This is a genomic window from Flavobacterium profundi (assembly GCF_006491645.1).
GTDB lineage: Bacteria > Bacteroidota > Bacteroidia > Flavobacteriales > Flavobacteriaceae > Flavobacterium > Flavobacterium profundi.
Map to the genome: position 1 here is coordinate 20140 of NZ_VDCZ01000005.1, position 25928 is coordinate 46067.

Annotated in this window: 24 protein-coding genes; 13 read left to right on the forward strand and 11 right to left on the reverse strand. The window is 30.1% G+C overall.

Features of this window, described 5'->3' with window-relative positions:
- The first annotated feature begins 166 nt into the window (after positions 1-166).
- From FHG05_RS08125 to FHG05_RS08150, 6 genes are all read left to right on the forward strand, one after another.
- Complete coding sequence (locus FHG05_RS08125; protein WP_140997523.1) at positions 167-706, forward strand: DUF4199 domain-containing protein; 540 nt, start codon at positions 167-169, stop codon at positions 704-706.
- 3 nt (positions 707-709) lie between these two features.
- Positions 710-1663, forward strand: coding sequence for a glycosyltransferase family 2 protein (locus FHG05_RS08130; RefSeq protein WP_140997524.1), 954 nt, complete (start codon positions 710-712; stop codon positions 1661-1663).
- A 103-nt stretch (positions 1664-1766) separates the two neighbouring features.
- Complete coding sequence (locus FHG05_RS08135; protein WP_140997525.1) at positions 1767-3494, forward strand: phospho-sugar mutase; 1728 nt, start codon at positions 1767-1769, stop codon at positions 3492-3494.
- Positions 3494-5323, forward strand: a complete 1830-nt coding sequence (locus FHG05_RS08140; protein ID WP_140997526.1) for an ABC transporter ATP-binding protein — start codon at positions 3494-3496, stop codon at positions 5321-5323. The genes FHG05_RS08135 and FHG05_RS08140 overlap by 1 nt, the downstream gene beginning before the upstream one ends.
- A gap of 8 nt (positions 5324-5331) precedes the next feature.
- Positions 5332-5784: a DUF2147 domain-containing protein gene (locus tag FHG05_RS08145; RefSeq protein ID WP_140997527.1), complete on the forward strand. Its 453-nt coding sequence runs from the start codon at positions 5332-5334 to the stop codon at positions 5782-5784.
- Between the two features lie 55 nt (positions 5785-5839).
- A complete protein-coding gene (locus FHG05_RS08150) occupies positions 5840-6541 on the forward strand; it encodes a hypothetical protein (protein ID WP_140997528.1) in 702 nt (233 codons plus the stop codon).
- 109 nt (positions 6542-6650) lie between these two features.
- Here FHG05_RS08150 and FHG05_RS08155 read toward each other — a convergent pair whose 3' ends face one another.
- Genes FHG05_RS08155 through FHG05_RS08170 form a run of 4 tightly spaced genes read right to left on the reverse strand, consistent with a single transcriptional unit; the run spans position 6651 to position 12397 of the window.
- On the reverse strand, positions 6651-7448 hold the full coding sequence (locus FHG05_RS08155) for a hypothetical protein (protein WP_140997529.1): 798 nt from the start codon (positions 7446-7448) through the stop codon (positions 6651-6653).
- A 21-nt stretch (positions 7449-7469) separates the two neighbouring features.
- On the reverse strand, positions 7470-8189 hold the full coding sequence (locus FHG05_RS08160) for a hypothetical protein (protein ID WP_140997530.1): 720 nt from the start codon (positions 8187-8189) through the stop codon (positions 7470-7472).
- A 48-nt stretch (positions 8190-8237) separates the two neighbouring features.
- On the reverse strand, positions 8238-10700 hold the full coding sequence (locus FHG05_RS08165) for a TonB-dependent receptor (protein WP_235889678.1): 2463 nt from the start codon (positions 10698-10700) through the stop codon (positions 8238-8240).
- A gap of 11 nt (positions 10701-10711) precedes the next feature.
- A complete protein-coding gene (locus FHG05_RS08170; protein WP_140997531.1) occupies positions 10712-12397 on the reverse strand; it encodes a M23 family metallopeptidase in 1686 nt (561 codons plus the stop codon).
- A gap of 193 nt (positions 12398-12590) precedes the next feature.
- Here FHG05_RS08170 and FHG05_RS08175 point away from each other — a divergent pair, with 193 nt between their 5' ends.
- From FHG05_RS08175 to FHG05_RS08190, 4 genes are all read left to right on the forward strand, one after another.
- Positions 12591-12881: a hypothetical protein gene (locus FHG05_RS08175; RefSeq protein WP_140997532.1), complete on the forward strand. Its 291-nt coding sequence runs from the start codon at positions 12591-12593 to the stop codon at positions 12879-12881.
- A gap of 6 nt (positions 12882-12887) precedes the next feature.
- Positions 12888-13181, forward strand: a complete 294-nt coding sequence (locus tag FHG05_RS08180) for a cell division protein ZapA (RefSeq protein ID WP_140997533.1) — start codon at positions 12888-12890, stop codon at positions 13179-13181.
- Positions 13182-13389: 208 nt separating this feature from the next.
- On the forward strand, positions 13390-14952 hold the full coding sequence (rny, locus tag FHG05_RS08185) for a ribonuclease Y (RefSeq protein ID WP_140997534.1): 1563 nt from the start codon (positions 13390-13392) through the stop codon (positions 14950-14952).
- A 131-nt stretch (positions 14953-15083) separates the two neighbouring features.
- Positions 15084-15668 (forward strand): porin family protein, encoded by a 585-nt coding sequence (locus tag FHG05_RS08190; RefSeq protein WP_140997535.1) that lies wholly within the window; start codon positions 15084-15086, stop codon positions 15666-15668.
- A gap of 37 nt (positions 15669-15705) precedes the next feature.
- Here the strand turns inward: FHG05_RS08190 and xerD are convergent, their stop codons facing one another.
- From xerD to FHG05_RS08215, 5 genes are all read right to left on the reverse strand, one after another.
- Positions 15706-16605 (reverse strand): site-specific tyrosine recombinase XerD, encoded by a 900-nt coding sequence (xerD, locus tag FHG05_RS08195; protein WP_140997536.1) that lies wholly within the window; start codon positions 16603-16605, stop codon positions 15706-15708.
- Between the two features lie 61 nt (positions 16606-16666).
- Positions 16667-17248: a porin family protein gene (locus FHG05_RS08200; protein ID WP_140997537.1), complete on the reverse strand. Its 582-nt coding sequence runs from the start codon at positions 17246-17248 to the stop codon at positions 16667-16669.
- A gap of 140 nt (positions 17249-17388) precedes the next feature.
- Positions 17389-17997 (reverse strand): outer membrane beta-barrel protein, encoded by a 609-nt coding sequence (locus FHG05_RS08205; protein WP_140997538.1) that lies wholly within the window; start codon positions 17995-17997, stop codon positions 17389-17391.
- Positions 17998-18289: 292 nt separating this feature from the next.
- On the reverse strand, positions 18290-18988 hold the full coding sequence (locus tag FHG05_RS08210) for a porin family protein (RefSeq protein WP_140997539.1): 699 nt from the start codon (positions 18986-18988) through the stop codon (positions 18290-18292).
- A gap of 140 nt (positions 18989-19128) precedes the next feature.
- Entirely contained in the window at positions 19129-19632 is a 504-nt protein-coding gene (locus FHG05_RS08215) for a porin family protein (RefSeq protein ID WP_235889679.1), read from the reverse strand.
- Between the two features lie 248 nt (positions 19633-19880).
- Here FHG05_RS08215 and FHG05_RS08220 point away from each other — a divergent pair, with 248 nt between their 5' ends.
- Positions 19881-21407, forward strand: a complete 1527-nt coding sequence (locus FHG05_RS08220) for a hypothetical protein (RefSeq protein WP_140997541.1) — start codon at positions 19881-19883, stop codon at positions 21405-21407.
- Positions 21408-21459: 52 nt separating this feature from the next.
- On the opposite strand, the gene FHG05_RS08225 is transcribed toward FHG05_RS08220, so the two are convergent.
- Positions 21460-21993: an outer membrane beta-barrel protein gene (locus tag FHG05_RS08225; protein ID WP_140997542.1), complete on the reverse strand. Its 534-nt coding sequence runs from the start codon at positions 21991-21993 to the stop codon at positions 21460-21462.
- A gap of 459 nt (positions 21994-22452) precedes the next feature.
- Between FHG05_RS08225 and aroQ the strand changes: the two genes are divergently transcribed.
- Together aroQ and FHG05_RS08235 are read left to right on the forward strand one after the other, a co-directional pair.
- Positions 22453-22866, forward strand: coding sequence for a type II 3-dehydroquinate dehydratase (aroQ, locus tag FHG05_RS08230; protein ID WP_140997543.1), 414 nt, complete (start codon positions 22453-22455; stop codon positions 22864-22866).
- Between the two features lie 58 nt (positions 22867-22924).
- Positions 22925-25387: a DUF5686 and carboxypeptidase regulatory-like domain-containing protein gene (locus tag FHG05_RS08235; RefSeq protein WP_140997544.1), complete on the forward strand. Its 2463-nt coding sequence runs from the start codon at positions 22925-22927 to the stop codon at positions 25385-25387.
- 5 nt (positions 25388-25392) lie between these two features.
- Here FHG05_RS08235 and FHG05_RS08240 read toward each other — a convergent pair whose 3' ends face one another.
- Positions 25393-25644: a hypothetical protein gene (locus FHG05_RS08240; protein ID WP_140997545.1), complete on the reverse strand. Its 252-nt coding sequence runs from the start codon at positions 25642-25644 to the stop codon at positions 25393-25395.
- Between the last annotated feature and the right edge of the window lie 284 nt (positions 25645-25928).

The following is a 25928-nucleotide window of genomic DNA, read 5'->3' on the forward strand; positions in this document are numbered from 1 at the left end:
AGGTGTAAACACTTTATAACCTTTTCGTTTATAATCTTTTATTTTGAGAGTGCAAATTTACACTAAATTTTTAATTCACAAGCATTGGTGTAACTTTTTTTTATTTTTTTACACTAATACACTAAAACTTTATTATTTCTATATTTGTAAACTAACAAAACTTATTATGGACAAATCAACTTCACCAGCAAAATCAGGTTTAAATTACGGAATTATCTTTGCAGTAATTATGATTTTAGAATTTGTAATTATGTATGCATTAAATATCAACCCACAAGAAAAACCTATGGTGGGAATCATCATGAATGTATTAAACTATTTAATTTTACCTTTCGCTTTTATTTACTTAGCTGCTACAAATTTTAAAAACAATTTTAATAACGGTTTTATTTCTTTAGGGCAAACATTAAAAATAGGTGTATCTTTGTGCGCATTTGCTGCACTTATTTATGGTTTATTTTATATTATATTTGATTTAATTATTCCTGAATTTAGTGTTGAAATGTTTGAAAAAATTCAAGAAGTCACAGTTAGACAAAACCCTAATATGACTTCAGAACAATTAAAAATGTCCATGAAATTTGTTAAAATGTTTATGAACCCTTATGTTTTAGTTCCGTTCACCATTATAATGTATTCCGTAATAGGTATTGTTCACTCATTGATAGTTGGACTAATAGTTAGAAAAGACAAACCTTCATTTTAAAGCATGAATTTATCCATAGTTATTCCTTTATTAAACGAGCAAGAATCGTTACCCGAATTACATAATTGGATTGTAAAAGTTATGACAAGTCATAACTTTTCTTATGAAATACTGTTTATAGATGACGGAAGCACGGATGCTTCTTGGAACACTATAGAACAGCTTTCTGAGCAAAATCCAAATGTAAAAGGGATTCGCTTTCTTAAAAATTATGGCAAAAGTCAGGCTTTACATGCTGGTTTTGCTAAAGCTCAAGGTGATGTTATTATTACTATGGATGCCGATTTACAAGATAGCCCGGATGAAATTCCAGAATTGTATCATTTGATTTGTAAAGAAGGTTTTGATTTAATTTCTGGATGGAAGAAAAAAAGATATGATTCGGTACTGTTTAAAAATGTCCCTTCCAAATTATTCAATTGGGCAGCCCGAAAAACCTCAGGGGTAAAATTGAATGATTTTAATTGTGGCTTGAAAGCTTACAAAAACGAAGTCATTAAAAACATTGAAGTTTCTGGGGAAATGCATCGCTATATTCCCGTTTTAGCGAAAAATGCAGGATATTCAAAAATTGGCGAAAAAGTAGTGATTCATCAAGCCCGAAAATACGGCAGCTCAAAATTTGGTATGAGTCGTTTTATTAATGGCTTTTTAGACTTGATTACTATTTGGTTTTTATCTAAATTTGGGAAACGTCCTATGCATTTATTTGGTGCTTTAGGCGTTGTAATGTTTTTCATTGGTTTCTTAGCGGCTGGAAGTATTGGTGTTCTTAAATTATGGAAGTTATACCATCACGAATCTACCATTTTAGTAACTAGCAATCCTTGGTTTTATATTGCATTAACTACCATGATTATAGGTACTCAATTGTTTTTAGCAGGCTTTTTAGGAGAAATCATTTTAAGGACAAAAAACAACGAAGAACGATATAAAATTTCAAAAATAATAGCGTAATAGCCCTGATAGTAGTGGCATCCTTTTATTTTATCGGAGCTTGTCGAAGTAAAATAAAAGATATAACGAATAGCAGGAAATAGCTTCAAAAAAAACATACAATATGCATATCGACAAACAAATTCTAGACAAAGCAAATGAATGGTTAACGCCTACATTTGATTCCAAAACGAAAGAAGAAATTGAAAAAATGATGACTAGTTCTCCCAAAGAACTGGAGGATTCTTTTTATAAAAATTTAGAATTTGGTACTGGTGGAATGCGTGGTATTATGGGTGTTGGAACTAACCGTATTAACAAATATACTTTAGGCAAAAACACACAAGGTTTAAGCAATTATTTAAAGAAAGTATTTGCTGGCGAAGCTCTTAAAGTGGCTATTGCTTATGATTGTCGTCATAATAGTAATACTTTAGCTAAAGTGGTGGCTGATGTTTTTTCTGCAAATGGCATTCAAGTCTATTTATTTTCAGACTTAAGACCTACTCCTGAATTGTCATTTGCTGTACGTCATTTAAAATGTCATGCTGGTATTGTTTTAACCGCTTCTCATAATCCACCAGAATACAATGGTTATAAAGTATATTGGCAAGATGGAGGACAATTAGTACCACCTCAAGACAGTGAAATTATTGAAATCATTGAAAACCTGCAATACAGCGATATTCTTTTTGAAGCAAATGATTCTTTAATTGAATACATTGACGAAGAAATTGATGTTGCTTTTTGGAATTCAACAATTGAAAACGCAAGTTTTAATACACCACAAAGCGCAAAAGATGCGTTAAAAATTGTGTATACTTCTTTACACGGCACTTCAATTAAATCTATTCCAAGTGTTTTAGATTTGGCAGGTTATAAAAATGTAAATATTGTTCCTGAACAAGCAGTTCCAGATGGTAATTTCCCAACTGTAAAATCTCCAAATCCAGAAGAGCCTGAAGCGTTAACCATGGCTTTGGCATTAGCAGATAAAATAGATGCTGATATCGTAGTGGGAACCGATCCTGATAGCGACCGATTAGGCGTTGCAGTGCGTGATTTAGAAGGTAATCTTAAATTGCTTAATGGAAACCAAACGATGGTGATTATGACTGCCTTTTTGTTAGAACAATGGAAAAGAGCTGACAAAATAACAGGAAATGAGTTCATTGGCTCGACTATTGTATCGACACCCATGATGCTCGATTTAGCTTCTGCTTATGGTGTAGAATGTAAAGTAGGTTTAACCGGTTTTAAATGGATTGCGAAATTCATTAAAGATTTTCCAAAACAACAATTTATTGGCGGTGGTGAGGAAAGTTTTGGTTATATGGTAGGCGATGCAGTACGCGATAAAGATGCTGTTGCCGCTATTCTATTAGTCTGTGAAATTGCTACTCAAGCGAAAGCTGCTGGTAGTTCCTTATTTAAAGAATTAATCAACCTTTCTTTAGATTATGGCTTTTACAAAGAACACCTTATTTCTATCACCAAAAAAGGAATTGAAGGTGCAAATGAAATTAAAAAAATGATGGTTGACTTGCGCGAGCATCCTTTAAAAGAAATTAACGGTCAACGCGTGGTTTGTATTGAAGATTACCAAAGTTCAAAAGCTTTGGATGTAATGAGTAATGCAACCTATGAAATTACCATTCCTAAATCGAATGTATTAATTTATTACTTAGAAGACGGAACAAAAATTTGTGCAAGGCCAAGTGGTACGGAACCTAAAATTAAATTTTATTTTAGTGTACATACCGAATTACCATCTGTAGATGATTATAATGCAACAGAATTGATTTTAGATCAAAAAATTACAAATATTATTGCTGAAATGCAGCTTACCTAATGAAAAAAATAATTCAAAAACTTAGACCTTATTTAAAACCTTTCAAAAATCATATTGGTTGGAATGTATTCTATAATATTTTATATGCTTTATTTAGTACATTATCTTATGTGACTTTGTTGCCCATGATGAATGTATTATTTGATAAAACAAAAAGAGTTACAATCGAACCTATTTATCAAGATATCTTTCATTTAAAAAGTTATTTGGAAAACTTACTCTATTATAAAGTAACACTATTTAGTGATAGTGGCACACCTCAAAAATCGCTACTTTTAGTGGTTTCTATAGTAATTTTTACATTTTTACTCAAAAACATATCTGGCTATTTAGCTTCTTATCATATGATGCATTTACGGAATGGTGTTACTGCTAAATTACGTAATGTGATGTATAAAAAAGTTATCAGCTTACCCGTTTCTTTCTACTCTGAAAAACGAAAAGGAGATGTAATGGCAAGAATGCTTGGTGATGTAGGTGAAGTACAAAATTCTTTCTTTATGCTATTAGAACTTATTGTAAAAGAACCTTTTACAATCATTTTTTCGATAGCCATGATGTTTGTTTATAGCTGGAAACTGACCCTTTTTGTATTCATCTTTATACCGATATCAGGTTTAATTATTTCCAGAGTTGGTAAAAGTTTAAAATCACAATCCTTACGCGCGCAAAACGAAGGTGGTTACATGATTTCTTTAGTTGAAGAAACACTTACAGGATTAAAAGTGGTAAAAAGCTACAATGCAGAGCCTGTTTTTAAAAATAAATTTGCTAGTTCCATAGATCGTTTATTAAATCTTTCCAATAAAATTGGTAAAAAAAATAACTTAGCAGGACCTTTAAGTGAGGTAATGGGTATTATAACCATTGCTATTCTTCTCTTTTATGGAGGAACTCTAGTTTTAGAAGACAAAACTCTTGACGGAGCCATCTTTTTGGTTTTCATGGGATTAGCCTATAACATTCTTACACCTGCCAAAGCCATTTCTAAAGCTTCTTATGCAGTAAAAAATGGTATTGCTGCGGCTGATCGTGTTTTTGAAATTTTAGAACAAGAAAACACCATTGATACGAAAGAAAATGCTTTAGTAAAAAATACTTTTGAAAACGAAATTTCTATTGAAAATATCAACTTTAGATATGGAGATGAAAATGTACTTAAGAATTTCTCTATAAAAGTACCTAAAGGAAAAACGGTTGCTTTAGTAGGACAATCCGGTTCTGGAAAAAGTACGATTGCAAATTTATTAACGCGTTTTTACGACGTGAACGAAGGTAGCATTAAAATTGATGGAACCAATATTAAAGACTGGAACATTCATTCTTTAAGAAGTTTGATGGGATTAGTTACGCAAGATTCTATCCTATTTAACGATACGATCAAACAAAACATTTTGATTGGTAAACCAGATGCAACAGATGAAGAAATCATTGAAGCTTTAAAAATTGCGAATGCTTACGAATTTGTAAAAGATTTACCTCTTGGCATTGAGACCAATATCGGTGATGCGGGTGGAAAATTATCAGGCGGACAAAAACAACGTTTGTCTATTGCTCGCGCAGTCTTGAAAAATCCTCCAATCATGATTCTAGATGAGGCGACTTCTGCTTTAGATACAGAAAGTGAAAAGTTAGTACAAGTTGCTTTGGAAAACATGATGCAAAATCGTACTTCTGTTGTTATTGCACACCGTTTGTCTACTATTCAAAAAGCAGATACTATTGTAGTAATGCAAAAAGGAGAAATCGTAGAACAAGGAACACATGCGGATCTTTTAGCTAAAGATGGAATGTATGCTAAATTGGTTTCTATGCAATCTTTTGAATAAACCCTACTATGAAAAAAATAGCTTTCTTTTTTATTGTAACAGCGTTGGTTAGTTTAAGTTTTTCCTCTTTACGAACGGGTAGCAATCCCGCTGATGCTATTGTAGGAACTTGGTTAACGGCTGGTGAGGACAATGCTAAGATTGAAATTTACGAATCGAATGCAAAATACTACGGTAAAATAGTATGGTTAAAAAATCCTCTTCGAGAAGGCAAAAAAGCTTTGGATGTAAACAATCCTGATAAAAGTAAGAGAACCAACCCTATTTTAGGATTGCAAATTATTTCTGGATTTGAATACAATTCGGAAGATAAAATTTGGGAAAACGGAAAAATATACGATCCGCAATCGGGTAAAACCTATAGTTGTCATCTTAAAAAAGAAGGCAATACTTTAAAAGTTAGAGGTTACATCGGCATTTCCTTATTAGGTCGTACGGAAATTTGGACAAAAGTAGATTAATTTCTACTCCAACTATTTTAAAAATTTACTACATTTGAGAGGAAACGGCTTCCATATGCATGTAAATAGTCCTGACATTAAATTATCTGATAACGACCAACTTGTGGTTTGGAAATATTTGGATTTATCCAAGTTTTTAGACATGCTTTTATCGCAAAAGTTATTCATGTCGCGTTCGGATAAATTTGAAGACCAATACGAAGGTACTTTTTCCGAACCCACCTTTGAAGAAATTAAAAAAATTGCAGCCAACAATCCCAAGTTTTTAGATTATTATAAATCACATCGTGAAAAAGTAGTGGTGAGTAGTTGGCATGCCAATGAATATGAATCTTTTGCAATGTGGCAAATTTTCACTAAAAACAATGAAGGTTTAGCCATACAATCGACCATTGGAAGGTTAAAAAAAGCTCTAATTGTAGAAAAACATTTTGAGCAATATATTGGTGAAGTCAATTATATCGATTACAAGAAAGAATACATCCCTTTTGAAGATACATTTTTCCCTTTTTTATTCAAACGAAAAAGTTTTCAATACGAACGTGAAATACGAATAATTTCAGATGTAAGTCATTCGCAAATGTCAATTAATGAAGGATTAAAAATAGATGTAATAATCAATGAATTGATTGAAAAAATTTACATCCATCCCAAAAGCGAAAATTGGTATAAAAACCTAGTAGTTCAAATGGTGAAAAAACTCGGTTATGAAATTGCTATTGAAAAATCCGATTTAGAAAGTGATATATTAATCTAGAATTTAGAAATTAGAATTTAGAATTCAGAGGTTAGAATTTCATAGGATTTACTTTTCGTTATTTTTTCATCTGATTACCAAAAAAGAACTTTATAGGTAGAAAATGATTTTATATTCCGTTATTTTCTATATTAAATTTTAAACAGATTAATTGAACTATTAAATCAATCTTTGTTCCAATTACAACAGTTTTATTTTTAATTGGCCAATCTGTCATAATAGCTATTAACTTTGGTTCTGAATTTGGAATTAATATTTCAAGTGGATTCGTAAACCATAGACCACAACCACTCATTCCAAACAAATCTGGTCCCATAGTTATTTTAACTTTTCTTGTATTTACAGTTCTTTTTCTATCATATTTAATTATTATATTTCTTTTTTCATCACGATTTAGTAGCTTGTACGTTTTTAGAGGTTCAGGATAATTATAATGAAAAAAAACGTTAGAATGAAAGCTCTTTTTAGAAACTGAATATTCAGAGAATGTAGTTGGATATCCAAGAAAAGTATAGAATGTGTCTTGTACTGTATGATTAGTTAAAATATTTTCTTCTGATAAGAAATTGTAGTGATTATGTAATTCTTTCACAGTATAATCATCGAGTTTCATGAACGCTATATCTATCGGATCATTCTCTCTACTCTTCTCAAAATTTGAATAAGTAATTAATCCTCCAGGTCTCAATAATTTATCAGACCCTAAAGGTATTTTTAAATCGTCTCGTAAATCTATTACATGTGCAGCAGTTAGAAGAAAATGATGTTCTTTGATTCTAACAAAAACTGCACTCCCATAAACCTTATATCCAAAACCATCATCAATTAATAATTTTGTGGTATATTTTTGAGCTTTTGAAATATGTTCAAAATGACGTTTTTCATAAATTTCACTCAAGTCTACCATAAAATCAAATATACTATACTTTTAAATAGGCCTATATTCCTCTACTTTCCATTCGTCTGCTAATAAATTAACCGAATGGTAATGCACTTTATCGTTCTTATCAAAAGCACCGTTTTTATTAATATCTTCAATACATCTAAAATACAGTCGGTTTTGTACTTCGATAATGTTCCAATCGATAAGTTCTTGTAAAGGTTCTGATAATTTAGTAAAACCAGAACCATCTATATTGCTGATATACAAGGATTTAATATCATTTTGATTCACCTTACCATCGATATTCGTATCAGAATCTACTAAAATATAGACTAAAATTTGCTTTTTAGTTTTATCTGCAATAGTATTCAAATAGGTTACCGTTTGAATTTGAATAGTTTTATCAGTTAATTCTTTTACCGAAGTAGAATCGATATGTTGAAATTTTAAATTTTCAAAATAACCTGTCAATTCAAAACGGTTGTAATTAGAAATAGCATAACTTACTTGATTGGTTTTACTAGAACCATAGACTCTGCTGTAATCATCATATACGCGAACATCTCCAACGGGATGAATCAAAAATTTTGTTCCTTCCATTAAAATAGGTAAATCGGCTATCTTAATAGAAGAAGTATCTATTTTTTTCTGTTCCGTAGGTCTTTTCGTTTCTTCATAGATAACTTTAGGAGTTGTTTTTTCTTGTTTACAACTCACTAAAAAAACAATAATCAAACAAGGGAGATATTTTATAATGTAATTCATAATCTGAAATATATAATCAAATATACTAATTTTTTTGACTGCTTTTATTTATAAATGCGCGATTAACTTTACATTAAAAACCCTTGTGGTTAAATAGTTTGGCACACCATATTGAGATTTGGTATACACATCTCTAACCCAAGTATTTGTAATGGCATTCTGATTATTAAACAAATTGAATATTTCTAATCCTAAAGAAAAATCAGTAAAAGGTTTCAACCATTTTTTACTGGATTGAATCTCATGATCTTTAAAAACATATGAAAATCCAACATCCGCTCTACGGTAATCTTTTAATCGCAACTGATAGTCATATGGATCTGCATAAGAAGGAGAACCACCTGGTAAACCAGTGTTGTAAACCAAATTCAAATACACTTTAAAATTCGGAATATTTGGCATATAATCTTGAAACAATAAACCAAATTTTAACCTTTGATCGGTTGGTCTTGCAATATAACCTCTATCATTCTGATTTTCTTCTGTTTTTAAATAACCAAAACTAAACCAAGATTCAGTACCTGGCACAAATTCCCCATTCAAACGCGCATCAAAACCATAGGCATACGCTTCTGCATCATTGTTGGCACGATAACGAATTCTTACATTATCAATCGTATAGGTATTTACATCCGTAATTTTTTTATAATACGCTTCACTAACCAATTTAAAAGGTCGGGTCCACAATTTAAAACTATAATCATTACTCACTACTAAATGCACCGATTTTTGTGCTTTAACATTGGGTTGCACCACACCATCATAATCTCTTAGCTCTCTGTAAAAAGGAGGTTGGTAATACATTCCTCCAGAAATTCGGAACAACATATCCTTTTCCCAATTCGGTTTAATCGCAAATTGTCCTCTAGGAGAAATCACAAATTGACTATCTCCATCCACACTATTAGCATTCTTTACTTGCCATTGATGTCCTCTTACACCAAGATTCATCCAATATTTATGTTCACCAAATGTGCCTTTGTAATTCCATTGCGCATATCCAGAAATACGATTAATGGTAGTATAATTAGTTGCTCTTCTATTTTGATAGGGTGCTAAAGGTCCAACATAAGGATTATAAGGCTGATCATTTTGGTAATCCAAAATTGGTGCTGGTAAAGAAAAACCAGCAGAATCAATTACTTCCCATTCTACAATTCGATCACGAATATCTTCTTTGGTGTATTTAATTCCCCATTCAATTTGCGTTTTTTCATTGATTTCATGAAATCCTTTGGTTTCTGCATTAAATATTAAAGCATCTAAATCATTTCTAGCGTGACTTAATTGCGAACCAATTCCTCTAGAATACACTACATTTCCAAACGTTTCCGAACCAATATTAGAATCTACTTCACCCAAACGATATTGAGCTAAAATATCATAATATTCTTGTTCTTGCGTATGATATGTTGAAGCAATGAATTTCAGTTTATTGTTTGCATTGTATTGGTAAACCGATTTAAAAGCACCAAATAAAGTCAAGTATTTATCTTTTTCTTGTCCGTCATAAACAACCACAAGAGCAATCGGTTCACTTACCGTTCCAAAATTAGTCTGACGTGTTAAGGGTTCGTAATTGTATTTATTTTGAGAAATATTACCTAAAAAGCTCCAACTCCATTTTGTAGAGGCATTAAAGTTCACTAAAGTTTGCACATCGGCAAAAGAAGGTCTAAAATTAGTTTCTGTTTCTTTGCTGTTTACCAATAAACTATTGTCTCGATAACGAATACCCGTTATATTACTCCATTTTTGATTTTTAGAAACCGCTTCTACGGTAGCACTTCCACCCATTAAACTGGCTTCAATACCTGCTGCAAATTGTTTGGGATTACGATAGGTAATATCTAAAACGGAAGACAATTTGTCACCATATTTCGCCTGAAATCCTCCTGCTGAAAAATCAACATTTTCAACCATATTAGTATTCGTAAAACTTAAACCTTCTTGTTGTCCAGAACGAATTAAAAACGGACGATATACTTCTATTTCATTTACATACACTAAATTTTCATCATAATTTCCTCCTCTCACCGCATAGGAAGTACTCAACTCATTATTAGAATACACTCCAGGTAAGGTCTTTAGTACATTTTCAATTCCAGCATTCGCTCCAGGTATTGTTCGTATTACAACTGGATCAATAGAAGTAACCCCTTCTACTCTTTTTTTACTTGTTCCAGTAACGGTAACAGGTCCTATTTGATTGACTCTATCATTTAACACTGGATAAAATTCGAAATCTTCATTCTTTTTTAAAGTTGTGATGATGGTAGCACTTTTGAAGGATACGTGAGAAAAAACGATAGTAATTTCTTTTTCTGCTGGAACTTCTAAAGAATAGAAACCATTTTTATTGGTTTCAGTTCCTTTATCTCCAACACTTACGGTTACTTTTTCGATAGGATTATTAAACTCGTCTAAAATAACACCTTTAATTCTTGCTGTTTGTGCCAAAATAAATTGTGCTAAAAAGCAAAAGAAGACTAAAAAAATTCGTTTTTTCAATTATTCCAACTTTAATTGTTCATAAAAAAATGCGACTCAAAGGTAGCTGAATTTTGCATATTATCGGTTACTACAACTTTAAAATCGTTTTTACCTTTTATATACTTATTATCACTTAACGCATGAATTAGCTTTTTAGTCTTATAATCATATTCCATTAATATCCATTCTCCATTTAAATAGGCATTATAGGTATCAATTCCAGATAGATTGTCTGCAATAGAAACACTCAAGGTTTTTTGATTTTTCAAATCTTTACCTTCTACAAAATTCACATTATAAATTCTTGGCGCTATCGTATCAATGCCTAATTTGTAAGTATCCAAATCTCTTACACGTGTAGAAAAAGTAGTTCCTTTTCTATAGGTTTTGTTGTAATACAATTTATACCCTTCTACTGAGGCAATAAAGGTTTTATCCAAAAGATTCGTAGGTATATCTTCTACATCATTAAAAGTGATGGTAATATTTTTTTGAATCGGAATATTTTTCTCTGAAAAACGCAATATGCCATTCTTTACTTCAAAATCAAACTTAAAATCATCATAAAAAGCATTTTCTGGAACATAGATAGAGACATTGTCTTTTGTATAATTATTTTCAACTTTGGACCGCAAGGTATATGGTTTCTCACTTTCTGTTTTCAAAATAGTGGCTTGTTGATTTTGATATTCAATGGGAATAATAATTGTTGTTTTATTTCCATGATAATCAAACAATTCAATCTTATAATTATAACTTGCGTTAGGCTGTGTATTGATCACACCATTGTTTTTACTAAACTTAATTACCGACAAGGGATAAGGACTGTAATGAAACAAACGTTGTACTCTTTGATTCATTGCTTTATAGCGTTCATAGTCAATTAAATTATTAATGTATCGCGATTCATCAAATGAAAAAGTTTCAAAATCATATTGATAATACAACACTCCATTTAGATAAGCATTCACTTTATACAATCCGTTTTTGTTATAGGGATTGGTACAATAATCATAAGCATTAATACCAAAACCTATTTTTCCATTGGTAAACACTTTAGAAGCTAAATACGAGCCATCCGCTTGTTTATTATATGAAATTGCAATCGGTTTTTGGGATTTATTTACAGATGCACTATCCATAGGATACGCTATTATTCCTTGTAAAAAAGGTTCTCTTTTATCGGAAACGAATTTAGTAAAACCAAAATGCAAAGGATTGACTATTTTTTCCGTTTTAACATCGCGAAATTCAAAATGCAAATGAGGTCCACCACTTCCTCCAGAATTTCCAGAAAAGGCAATCACATCACCTTGTTTCACCTTAAGTTCACTTGCGTTTGGAAACATTTCAACTTCAAATGATTTTTGAGCATATTGTTGCTTTTTAATATAGGTTTCAATAGCTCCATTGGCTTCACGCAAATGTCCATAAACAGACACGTAACCATTAGGATGTGTTACATAAATTGCTTTTCCATAACCAAAAGTTGAAATTTTAATTCTAGAAACATAACCTTCAGCTACCGCGAAAACGGGTAAACCTTCTTTTTTATTGGTTTTAATATCTAAACCAGCGTGAAAATGATTGGAACGTAATTCTCCAAAAGAACCAGATACATCTATTGGAATAGATAATGGAGAAATAAAGCCGTCAGGGTAATTAGTCTGCCCAAATAGGGAAACCGAACAAAATAGGATAATAATAAGTCTCATGTGCGTATAGTATATTTAGGCTAAAATAATAAAAAAACTTTTATGATTTGAAGGAAATAAAGGCTTTTTATAAGTAGTTAATAATCAAAATATTAAAAAAAATACAAATAAAAATATAATTTTTTACAAAAAGTATTGTTATTATCCAATAGTAATACTAATTTTGTAGAAATAGAAATGAATTTTATCATTGATGAATGGATTATCTGAACTAATTGATTCTCTTGAAATTAAATTTTTCAAGCTCAACCAAAAGTTGGTACACCTTGAAAAAATAAACAAAGAATTAGTTGAAAAAATTAAAGTTTCTGAAGATATTCAAAAACAACAAGCAGCTGAAATAGCTGAATTGAAAGATAATATTGATAATTTGAAGATGGTAAATTCACTATTAGGCAGTGAAGAAAATAAAAGAGAAACGAAACTCAAAATAAATTCATTAATACGAGAAATTGATTATTGCATAGCACAACTTTCTAATTAGAGAGGCATGAGTGAAAAATTAAAAATTAAAATATCGATTGCAGACCGCGTGTATCCTTTAACTATTGAGGATTCGCAAGAAGAAGGATTAAGAAGAGCTTCAAAAAAAATCGATACTATGATTAAAGAATTTGAAGAAAACTATGCCGTGAGAGACAAACAAGATGTTTTAGCCATGTGTGCGCTTCAGTTTGCATCACAAACAGAACAGAAACAAATTGACAACTCACAAGAGTATGAAATAGCATTACAGCGTTTAAGGAATTTAGATAAAAAAGTGAGTGATTTACTCTATAAATAAAGACGTTCTTACATACAAACAAAGATACTGCCTACATTAGTATATATTTGATAAACTCAACACTAACAAATTAAAATGAGTGAATCTTCGTAACTATTGCAAGCCCTTCAGTGGGAAGCATGAAATGCGAGTTAGCTCAAAACTTGTCTTTACGAGTTTATACAAACACCTAATGTAGGCTTTTTTTATATAATTTATTTAACAAACTATGGACATACTAAGTATAATAATTGGAATCATCGCAGGTCTTGCTTTAGGTTTTGGAATTGCTAAATTTCTTGAAAAGAGCAATGTTTCAAACCTTATCAAAAATGCTAAAAAAGAAGCAGGTTCCATTTTAAAAGACGCTAAAACGGAAGCGGAATCACTTAAAAAAGATAAAATTCTACAAGCTAAAGAAAAGTTTTTAGAATTAAAAGCAGAACACGAACAAGTAATCTTATCTAGAGATAAGAAAATGGCTGAAGCTGAAAAAAGAACAAGAGATAAAGAATCTCAAATTTCTAATGAATTAGCAAAAAGTAAAAAAGCCAACGAAGATTTAGAGAAAAAAATAGCTGATTACGATACTAAAATTGATTTCTTAGAGAAAAAACAACAAGAAATTGACAAGCTTCACAAAAGTCAAGTAGAGCAATTAGAAGTGATTTCTGGTTTATCTGCTGATGAAGCTAAAAATCAATTAGTAGAAAGTTTGAAAGCTGAAGCAAAAACAAATGCGATGTCTTTCATTCAAGATACAATGGAAGAAGCAAAATTAACAGCGCAACAAGAAGCTAAAAAAATCATCATTAGTACCATTCAAAGAGTGGGAACTGAAGAAGCTGTTGAAAACTGTGTTTCTGTATTCAACATTGAATCAGACGATGTAAAAGGTAGAATTATTGGACGTGAAGGAAGAAATATTAGAGCTTTAGAATCGGCTACTGGTGTAGAAATCATTGTAGATGATACTCCTGAAGCTATTATCTTGTCTTGTTTCGATCCAGTAAGAAGAGAAATTGCACGTTTGGCTTTACACAAGTTAGTAACTGACGGACGTATTCACCCAGCTAGAATTGAAGAAGTAGTTGCGAAAACGCAAAAACAAATTGAAGAAGAAATCATTGAAGTTGGTAAACGTACTGTTATCGATTTAGGAATTCATGGCTTACATCCTGAATTAATTAAAATTGTAGGTAGAATGAAATACCGTTCTTCTTATGGTCAAAATTTACTACAACACTCAAGAGAAGTAGCTAATCTTTGTGGTATTATGGCGGCTGAATTAGGTTTAAATGTGAAATTAGCAAAAAGAGCTGGTTTACTTCATGATATTGGAAAAGTTCCTGATACAGAAAGCGAATTGCCTCATGCTATTTTAGGTATGCAATGGGCTGAGAAATATGGAGAAAAAGAAGAAGTATGCAACGCAATCGGTGCGCACCACGATGAAATTGAAATGAAACATTTAATTTCTCCAATTATCCAAGTTTGTGATGCCATTTCTGGAGCTCGTCCTGGTGCAAGAAGACAAGTACTAGATTCATACATCCAACGTTTAAAAGATTTAGAAGATATTGCTTTTGGATTTAATGGCGTTAAAAACGCTTATGCAATTCAAGCTGGTAGAGAACTTCGTGTTATTGTAGAAAGTGAAAAAGTATCGGATGAATTAGCATCTAATTTATCTTTTGAAATTTCTCAAAAAATTCAAACTGAAATGACATATCCAGGTCAAGTTAAAATAACAGTTATTAGAGAAACTAGAGCGGTTAACATCGCAAAATAATTTTTCAAAAACTATTCAAAACAAAGGCGCTTTTCTAAAGAAAAGCGCTTTTGTTTTTCGTAACAGGCAAATACAAAAAGCTTTGGCACGATTTTTACATATAAAAAAAAGCAACATTAAAATAAATTTATATGAAAAAAGTTCTTTTTGCTTGTTTTGCATTGGTTATGACCCATGCAGTTTTGGCTCAAAATGGAGATTCAGAAAGTTTCGGAATCAAAGGTGGTTTAAATTATTCTACAATTACAAAAGGAGACTTCAATGAAGGTGCAGATCCTAGAACCAGTTATTATATTGGATTTTTTGGTGAAGTTCCAATAATTAAAAAAGTTTTATCCTTACAACCCGAAATTATTTATTCAAGACAAGGTTTTGAAAACAATTACACTACGTTTTTAGGTGAAAACTACACACAAGAGTATCGTATCGATTATATTAATTTGCCTGTATTAGCAAAAATTCATATTGGTCGTGTATTTTCTGTAGAAGCTGGACCTCAATTCGGATTTAAAATCAATGAAAAAATTAAATCAGAAAACAATGCAAGCATAAACAACGATGTGAATAGTTTTGATACAGCACTAGCTGGAGGTGTTTCTTTCAATATAGATAATTTCCTTATTTCTGCTAGATACACTTACAGTTTAAAAGAAGTAATCAAAAATACCGATTCTAAGAATTCGGTCTTTCAACTTGGCGTAGGTTTTAGATTCTAAACCTAAAATAAAAAAGCATTACGTTTGTAATGCTTTTTTATTTCCTTGGATGATAGTTTTGCAACACTTCTTTCAAAAATTTTCTATCTAAATGCATATACACTTCCGTGGTTGTTATGGATTCATGTCCTAGCATTAATTGGATAGAACGTAAATCGGCTCCATTCTCTAGCAAATGAGTAGCAAAAGAATGTCTAAACGTATGCGGACTAATAATCTTGTTCAAATTTATTTTAGAAGCCAAATCTTTAATAATTGTAAATATCATAGCTCTTGTTAATTGTTTCCCTCTACGGTTTAAAAACAAGGTATCTTCATGCCCTTTTTGGACCTTAATTTGATTTCTAATTTGATTTTTATATATAGATATATATTTTTCCGTTATACTACCAATAGGCACAAAACGTTGCTTATTTCCTTTTCCAGTGATTTTTAAAAATCCTTCTTCAAAAAATAAATCTGATATTTTTAAATTTACCAATTCTGAAACACGCAGACCGCAACTATATAAGGTTTCTAAAATAGCTCGATTGCGTTCTCCTTCTAAAGTAGACAAATCAATGGCTTGAATTAAAGCATCAATTTCTTGAACAGAAAGTGTATCTGGAAGTTTTCTACCTGTTTTAGGCACTTCAATTAATTCCATTGGTGTATCTGTTCTGTAGTCTTCAAAAACTAAATAGGAAAAAAAACTTTTCAATCCAGAAATAATACGAGACTGACTTCTAGCATTCACTTCTGAAGCAATTTTATAAATAAACTGTTGTACCGTTTCTTCTGATATTGTTAAAGGGCTTTCCGAAATTGAATTTTCTGAAAGAAATAAAACTAATTTTTCAATATCAAAAGTATAGTTCTCAATAGTATTTTGAGAAAGTCCGCGTTCTAATTTTAAATAATGCTGATAATCTTTGATATACGTTTTCCAATTATTCATATTTCAAAAATATCAAATTAATTGCAAAAAAAATCTCAAGATAAACTTGAGATTTTTGATTTTATAATTTAAAAACGCCACCAATATTAAATGAGCCATAAGTATTTCTAATGGTATAATAATTATCCTTTGGAACATCTGTTAAACCAGTTATTCCTTGATAGTCAATTAAAATACTAAATTTCTCATTCACTTCAATTTTATATCCAATACCATAAGCTAATCCTAATTGAAATGAATTTGCTTCGTCTTTTATATCAACTCCATTTCCATCTGCAGCAGTTAAAAAACTAAAATTAGGTCCAAAATTCAAATTCCATTTTCTAGTGGAACCAAAATGCCAGTTCGCATTTACAGGAACAGTAACATAATGCAATTTTTCTGTATAATTTCTCGCTACTTTTGAACCCATAGTTTGAAAAAGCAGACCCGATCTTAAACTCCATCTATCATTAAAGAAAAAGTCTAAATCTGCACCAAATTGAGTACTAGAAAGGTTTTGATTGTCCAATCTATCTTCTCCATAATAGTTAGAAAATGCTACTCCAAGAATAGGTGTTAACTCAACATCATTCTTACTTCTTTGCTGCGCATTTAAAGAAGTCATAGTTAAAATTGTAAAGGCAAAAATTAATTTTTTCATTTGAAATTGTTATAAAAATTTATAGCTGCAAAACTATTGATAAATTTAATATACGCAAGTAAATTTCAAACAAAAACAACGCTATTTTAAACAAAAAATCCCGCTTAAAAGCGGGATTTAATTATTTAATAATTTACAAATTAGAATTTGTAAGTTAAACCAAATTGAGCTGTTGTAAAGAAGTTATTGAAAACATTTACATTAGCATTGAATTCAGATACAGCTTCTCCACCATCGTACTTGTTTGTAGAGTAAGATAAAATATCAGTTAAAGCAAAGTTAATTGCAAAGTTCTCAGTAAGGAAATAGTTAATTCCTAAACCAGCACCAGCACCAACTCCAGAATATTTAGCGTCAGCTAAACCTTGTTTTCCTGAATTAAATCCAACACCAGCTTCAGCATACGTTTTGAATCTTTGTCCTAAATCTAAGAAATAGTAACGACCAAAAACACCAGCTCCAAAGTTAGAGTTTTTGTCAGTTTCTGTTCCAGCTACTTCTTCTTTATCAGAACCAACAGATAATTCAAGACCTAAAGCAAACTTATCATTTAAGAAATAACCCGCTTTTGGATTGAATTCAAAACTGTTCGTTTTAGTCTCAGTGTTTTTGTCATTTGAAGATGAAAAACCTAAATTCCCTTCTAAAAGGATATTTCCTTGAGAAAAACCAAAAGTACTTCCTTCTTCTTGAGCATTAGCTGTAGCGAATGCAAATACTGCAGCAGCAGCAAATAATAATTTTTTCATTTTTTATTTAATTTTAGAAATTTGAGAAAGCGAATTTATAGAATTAATGCATTCGAGCAAGAAAAAAAGTATTAAAAAAAACATAAAAATCGCAAGTCTCTAATTATCAAATACAAAAAAATCCCGTATATTACGAGATTTGATTTTCACAATTAAATTGAGATAAAAAAATGACTAAAATAATCCATTATTACCTTTTAAAGTTAAATACAATTGAACTCTTCACTATTACTAACGCACCTATTTAAATAAAAAAATCAATCTTGCTGTTTTTAAAAATTGTTTTCAAAAATTAGAATCTATATCCTAAAGAAAATTGCAAGTTATTTATTTTAGATTTTGGCTCGAAAGTATACTGCATACCATTATATTCTTCTTGCATGTCTTTATAAACATTAGACAAGCCTAGATCATATCGTATCTCTGCAAAAATAGTATCGGTAAAGAAATAACCGGCACCAAAAGATGCAGCAATATTTAAAGCGTTCAATTGATTTTTAACATCTTCTCCTTTTATGGATTCATTTTCAGTGTTCCCGTTCGAAGTATATGTATAATTAGAATCTTGTTTTGCCATAACCAAAACACCTACTTTAGGACCAGCACTAAAATATAAGGTATAAGTAGGATAATATTTAAGCAAAAAAGGAAAATGAATATAGCTCGTTTTAATAGTCGATTCTGAATTTTCAGTATAATCAAATCCAAAATCTGAACCAGAAGCATTGGATTCATATTTTGAACCTTCAAATGAAAACAATAACTCAGATTGGAAAGTTATTCTTTCTGAAATTCCCATTTCAATAAAACCACCCGCATGAAAACCGATGAACATTTTATTATCTGGAACTGTAACCAATGTAAGATCAGTACCTGAAAAGGTAATAGGAATAGTAGCTAAATTGCCCCCAACTTTGGTTCCAAATTTGAATTGTTGTGCATATGAAAATCCAATACTAAAAAGGATAGCAATGAGTAGTGTTCTTTTCATTCATTTAATTTTAGTTTGTAAAACGAATTAATCTCTCTTTATCGTTGCTGCAAATTAGAATAAAATTTTAGACAAATACAAAGAAATATAGAATAAAAAAACCCGCAAGATTGCGGGTTTTAAAATATTGTATTGTAAAATTAGAATTTGTAAGCAAAAGCTAAAGCAATGTTGCTGTTCTTAGTATCTCCTAATTCATCATCTTTATTGATATTGCTTAATCCTAAAGAATATCTTACACCTAAGTTGATATTTTCAGTTACATCGTAACCAGCACCAAAGTTAAAACCAAAATCTGTAGAATTTGTTTCATCTTTAATATCTAAATCTCCTCCATCAGCTTTCAACTTAGCTGACATTAAGAAACCAATTTGTGGTCCTGCTTCTAAACTAAATCCTTCTGCAACATAAAACTTAGCCATTACAGGAATGTTCAAATAATTTAAGTTTGCATCATAATCTCCAAAATCATCACTAAATTTAGCTCCTTGAGTAGAGAAAACTAACTCAGGTTGAACAGCAAATCTATCAGAAATTTTAATTTCTACTAAACCACCAATTTGAAAACCTACTTTCATAGAGTTGTCTTCTACATCTCCTGTAAGATTAGATAAGTTCAAAGCCGCTTTAGCTCCAAATTTCACTTCTTGTGATTTAACTGAAGTGAATTCAAATACTATTGTTGATGAAAATGATATTTTTTCATTTTTATTTAATTTTTGAAATTTGAGAAAGTGAATCTATAGACTTAATCCAATCTATTAAAAAACATAAAAATCGCAACTCATTAATTATCAAACACAAAAAAACAATAACATTTTTTTAACTAATGGAAATGTTTAACATTAGGTTTAGAGATTATATTTGCGGCTTAATTTTAACAAGAAAAAACATGAAAAAAAAAATTATTTCTTTAATTGCTTTAACTGTGAGTCTATTTATTACTTCTTGTAGTAAAAATGATGAACTTAATGAAACTATTAATAATAGTGATTCATTCGAAATTTTCGAAAAAGACAATAACACTTATTTAAAATTAAAATTTTCAGAAGCTTTTATAAATGCACTGAATGAAAGTTATGAACTTCGCTCTTTAATTAAAGATGAATCCAATAAAATGTTCAATAATGATTATGATGTTTTATATTTTTTAATTAAAGATAAAAAAATTGAAAATAACACCACAGTTGAAGAATTAATTACATCAAAATTTTTAGATAATAATGATTATTTACAATTAGTATCTATTTTTCCTAAATTAACAATTTTTATACCTACACTTCCTGAAAATTCATTCTCTTCTGAAAATTGGGATATAAATGAAGTTCCAGCAATTGGAGTTAGGTTAAATAATTCAAATGATGTACCAGTTATATATAAAAATGGAACAAAAAATATTATTAAAGGTGGTAACATTCCAGCATTTCCAATTTTAATTATTAAAGATAATGAAAGAATAGTAACAAACTTAGATAAAGAGTTTTCTAATTTAGAAACTAGAGAATTTAGCATTAAAACATCAAACATTAGATTTAAATTTTTAGATAATGCATTTGATAAACAAAGAAATACTACAAATAGAACTGGTTTGAATGCAAACAATCTAAATCCCGAAGTATTAAATGCATATAATACTTATTTAAATGCAGATGGTTGGCATAGAGATATGATTTATTATGATATAACACCAACAAGTCCAAATGGACAATTTAAATATAACTTTCAAGAATCGGTGACAACTTTTAGAATGATAGGCAATGGAATGAATGCTTACAATAAACTCTCTGACCAATCTGGTGATCCATCAATTAAACCTGCCTTAATAGGTAATCAGATTAATACTGCTAATAATTGGACAGAAGGTTTTTTTGAATTTAAAATTAATTGTCTGGTAAATGCAAATAACGGTGTTGGTGAACAAATAACTAAATATATATCTGTAGACCCAAATGATCTTTTTACAGTTAATCGCGTTAGAAAAAACATTTTCTTTTACGTTGTTAACTCTGTTAGCTTAAAATCAATAAATCTAAATATTCCTATTTTTAATTGGGATCTAAATCAATATGCGTCAACTATAAAAATATCTGTTGAAGAAGTTGATTTAACAGAAACAACTACAATTACAGATACTCGATCTGTAAAATTCGCTACTAATTTTTCAATTGAGCCTTCTAGCGGCTTACTAAAAAAAATTGGATTAAAGTTTGGTGCAAGCTTAGAACAAAATGCAACTCAAACAGTACAAAGAAGTTTTACACAAGGTAATGATCAACTTGGCGATGTAATTGTAAATTTTGCTGATAATATTATAATTAATAAATATTTTGATTCAGCTTCAAGCTCTTATAAATACAACACTAGAGAATATGAATCTGGATGGTATTCAATCGGAATAGAACCTATGCAAGTACAATAAATAAAAAAACCCGCATGAATGCGGGTTTTTTTTTATCCTATTAATTTGCATATTAGAAATATAAAGCAAAACCAATATTTACTTGGAATACACCTTTATCAGCGTAATCTTCGTTCAATGAGTGATTATATCTTACACCTGGCTCAATAGAAACTTTATCTCCTAAGAACCATGCATATCCAGCACCAACTCCTAACCACATTGGTGTTTCTCCTGCGAAATTTTCAACTGCCTCACCAGAAGCACCTGTTAAATCTAGAGTTACAGGAATCATACTTTTTACATAATATTTAGCTCCAATACGATAAGAAAAAGCACTAACTGCATCTCCCCCATCATATTTCTCTCCTCCATATCCTAAACCTACTTTAAGAGCTAAATCATCCATAATGAAGTAACCACCATCTAAACCAATGTTGTAAGAACTACTTCCATCAGAAGAAGTAAAATAGAAACCAGTAGTACCTAACATTGCATTTCCAGTATTAGCTTCAACTAATATCTTTCCTTTTGAAGTCTGACCATCTTGTGCATTAGCAGCACCAAATGCAAATACTGCAACAGCAGCAAATAATAATTTTTTCATTTTTTTAAATTTTAGTTATATAACAAATTTATAGTATTTTTTTTTAGATTCTTACAAAAAAACGTGCGTTTTTAACTTTTTTTTTACCCAAAAAAACAATACACATTGTAAATCAATTAGTTATATTTTTATTTAGAATTGATATTTACTAAAAATAAACTTTTTTTAACACTAATTTCATTATAAATCTTACAAAATTCTAACTTTTAAGGATTAAAAAGACTTCAAATTTTAATTTTAAGTTGGTTTTATTTAAAAGAGAAAACCACTATAAAACAATCTATTAGGAAGTAAATTAATTAGAAAAAAATATTAATTTATTCTATTTAACTTTTAGAATTCTCTGAAAATAAAATTCAAATAAAAGTTTAAAATTGTACGTATTAAATCATAAACTTTTGATAAAACCATGCATCAAACGAATGGTTTTTTTATTTTTACTTTAAATCTAAAACAAATATGAAAATAGCAATACTTAATGGTCCCAATCTCAATTTATTAGGAAAAAGAGAACCTGAAATTTATGGAAACTTAACTTTTGAAGCTTATCTTTCCGATTTAAAAAGTAAATTTCCTGAAATTTCTTTTACTTATTTTCAAAGTAATATTGAAGGCGAACTCATAGACCAACTGCATGCTTATGGTTTTTCATATGATGGAATTATTTTAAATGCGGGTGCTTACACGCATACTTCAATAGGCATAGGTGATGCTGTTAAAGGAATTACCACTCCAGTTATTGAAGTGCATATTTCCAATACTTTTTCTAGAGAAGAGTTTAGGCATCAATCTTATATTTCCCCAAATGCAAAAGGTGTTATAATTGGTTTTGGCTTACAAAGTTATGAGTTGGCCATTCAATCTTTTTTGTAATAGCATACAACCTTTTTTTTAGCAAACTCGTCTTCAATTGTATAAACGAATAATTAACATGAAAAAAAAAATTACGCTAGCCTTTATTTTAATAACTAGTTTTATTGCTGCTCAAATTAAAGGAACTGTTACTGATTCTAATGGTAGTGCACTCCCTTATGTAAATATCTATATTGAAAACACTTATATTGGCACCACTACAAATGAAAATGGTAAATATGAATTGAATGTAAACACTGCAAAAAATGTAACATTGCTTTTTCAATACCTTGGTTACAAAACCCAAAAACATGTCTTAAACATTACGCAAAACCCTTTTATTTACGATGTTACGCTTCAAGAAGAAGATTTCCAATTGAATGAGGTTGTGGTACAAAATGGTATCAATCCAGCAGATGAGATTATCAAAAAAGCCATTGCGAATAAAAAAATCAATGCCGACAAAACCGATAAATTTGAAGCCGATTTTTATTCTAGAGGTATTTTTAGAGTGAAAGATATTCCTGAAAAATTCATGGGGGTTGAAATTGGCGATTTAGATGGAAGTTTAGATTCCACAAGAAGTGGTGTTATTTATTTATCAGAAACGGTTTCCAAAATTAAATTTGAAAAACCTAATAATTTGAAAGAAGAAATCATTGCTTCCAAAATAGCAGGTAATGATAACGGATTCAGTTATAACACTGCTTTGAATACCAATTATGATTTCTACGAAAATTATGTAGATTTTGGCATCAACATGATTTCACCTATTGCTGACAATGCTTTTAATTATTACCGATACAAATTAGAAAGTTCTTTTTATGATGACAAAAAACAATTAATCAATAAAATTAATGTAACACCTAAAAGAGATAAAGAACCTGTTTTTGAAGGTTATATTTATATTGTTGAAGATACTTGGGCTATTTATGGGATTGATTTAGATATTAAAGGATATCGCATGCAACAACCTATTTTAGAAACCATGAAACTCCTTCAAAATTTTAGCTATAATACGGAAGAAAAACTTTGGGTCAAAAATGTACAATCGTTAGATTTTGATGCTGGTATTTTCGGAATGAAATTCACTGGAAAATTTACTCATGTTTTTAGTAATTATAACTTTAAAGAGAACTTCGACAAAAAAACCTTTGGTAAAGAAATTGTCACATTTGCTGAAAACGCAAATAAAAAAGAAGATGCTTTTTGGCAAACAAACCGACCTGTTCCGCTTACAGATGAAGAAGTAAGTAATTATACCAAAAAAGACAGCATACAAACCATTCGTAAATCTCAAACGTATTTAGACTCTATCGATGCGAAATCAAATACGTTTAAAGTTTTTGATATTATAACTGGATACACTTATAAAAATTCGTTTAAAAATTGGAATTTTTCCTATGACGGACTACTAAACTTCTCTTCTATAAGTTTTAATACTGTACAAGGATGGAATTTAGACAGTGGATTTTCCTTTAGAAAATGGAACGAAGAAACGGGTAAATTTACTTCGATAAATTCAAAATTCAATTATGGATTTGCAGAAGATCGATTACGCGTTGTGGGGCGTTATTACCATCGCTTTAATAATAAAAATTATGCCAACCTATCGCTTTCTGGTGGTAGCACTGTAAGTCAATTTAACAGTAACGAACCAATTCCTAATTTTGTAAATACGGTGAGCACCCTTTTCTTTAAAAACAACTTTATGAAATTGTACAATAAAGAATTTGCTGAAATTAATTACGGACAAGAATTGGTCAACGGAATTTTTATCAATGCGAATCTTTCCTATGAAAACAGGCATTCACTTTTTAACACTACTGATTACACACTTATTAAAAACGATGATGTATACACTTCTAATGATCCTTTAAATCCTTTTGATTATACATCTGGATTTGAAAAACATAGTTTGTATAAAGCTGGAATTTCAACTCGTATCCGTTTTGGACAAAAGTACATTTCTAGGCCAGATGGAAAAATTAACATCCAGAATGATAACTATCCTATTCTTAGTTTTTCATACCAAAAAGCATTTGGAGGTAGCGCATCCAATTACAATTATGATTTTGTAGCGGCTCGAGTAGATTACAGTAAAACTTTTGGAAACAAAGGAGAATTTGATTTTAATATTAGAGGTGGAAAATTCTTTAATGCGGATGGAATTTCTTTCATCGACTACAAACATTTCAATGGAAATCAAACCCATGTAAATTTCAGAGGAAATTATACGAATGCCTTTAATTTACTACCTTATTATACACATTCTACAAACGATGCTTATATAGAAACGCACCTACAGCATAATTTTAAAGGATATATTATGAATAAAATTCCATTATTAAACAAATTACAATGGAATTTAGTTGGTGGTTTTCACCAAATTAATGTTCCAAACGTAAAACCGTATCAGGAGTTTAGTGTAGGTTTTGACAATATTGGTTTTGGTAAATTCCGATTTTTACGCATTGATTATGTAAGAGCGTATCAAAATGGTTTCCAAGGAGACGGAATTCTATTTGGCTTGCGTTTTTAAAAAAACTATAATGAATTTAAATTTTCAATAGATTTGAACATTGATTTGTATTCCCCATTTTCAAAAAGATAAAATCTATCATAAAAGGAATATTGGTCAGTAAGGTCAACAATGAATTTTTTCAAGTATTTATCCGTCAAATTAGTTTTATAAAATTCAGTATCTATGCCAAAAATGGGATTGTTAAGATTGTAATCATTATCCATTAATTCAACATCATAATATTCTGCTACAATGTATAAATCTAAATTATTCAAATTACATTTCTGTTGAAGCAACTCTAGTGGGTAACAGTGCTGACTTTTACATTTTGGTGCCCAGATATAGACAATTGTGTTCTTATTTTTACTAAAGCATTCTTTAATATTTTTGCCATTAATCACAGCTATTTTATTTTTAACTAAATTATTACAATCAAAATCAGAAGGATTTAAAAAAAGCTCAGGCTTTTCTTTTATACTTTTATTGTAATAACTGTATAAACCTTGCAAACTCCCATTTATATTACATGAGATAAAAAAAAAAGCTTGCAATGTAAATT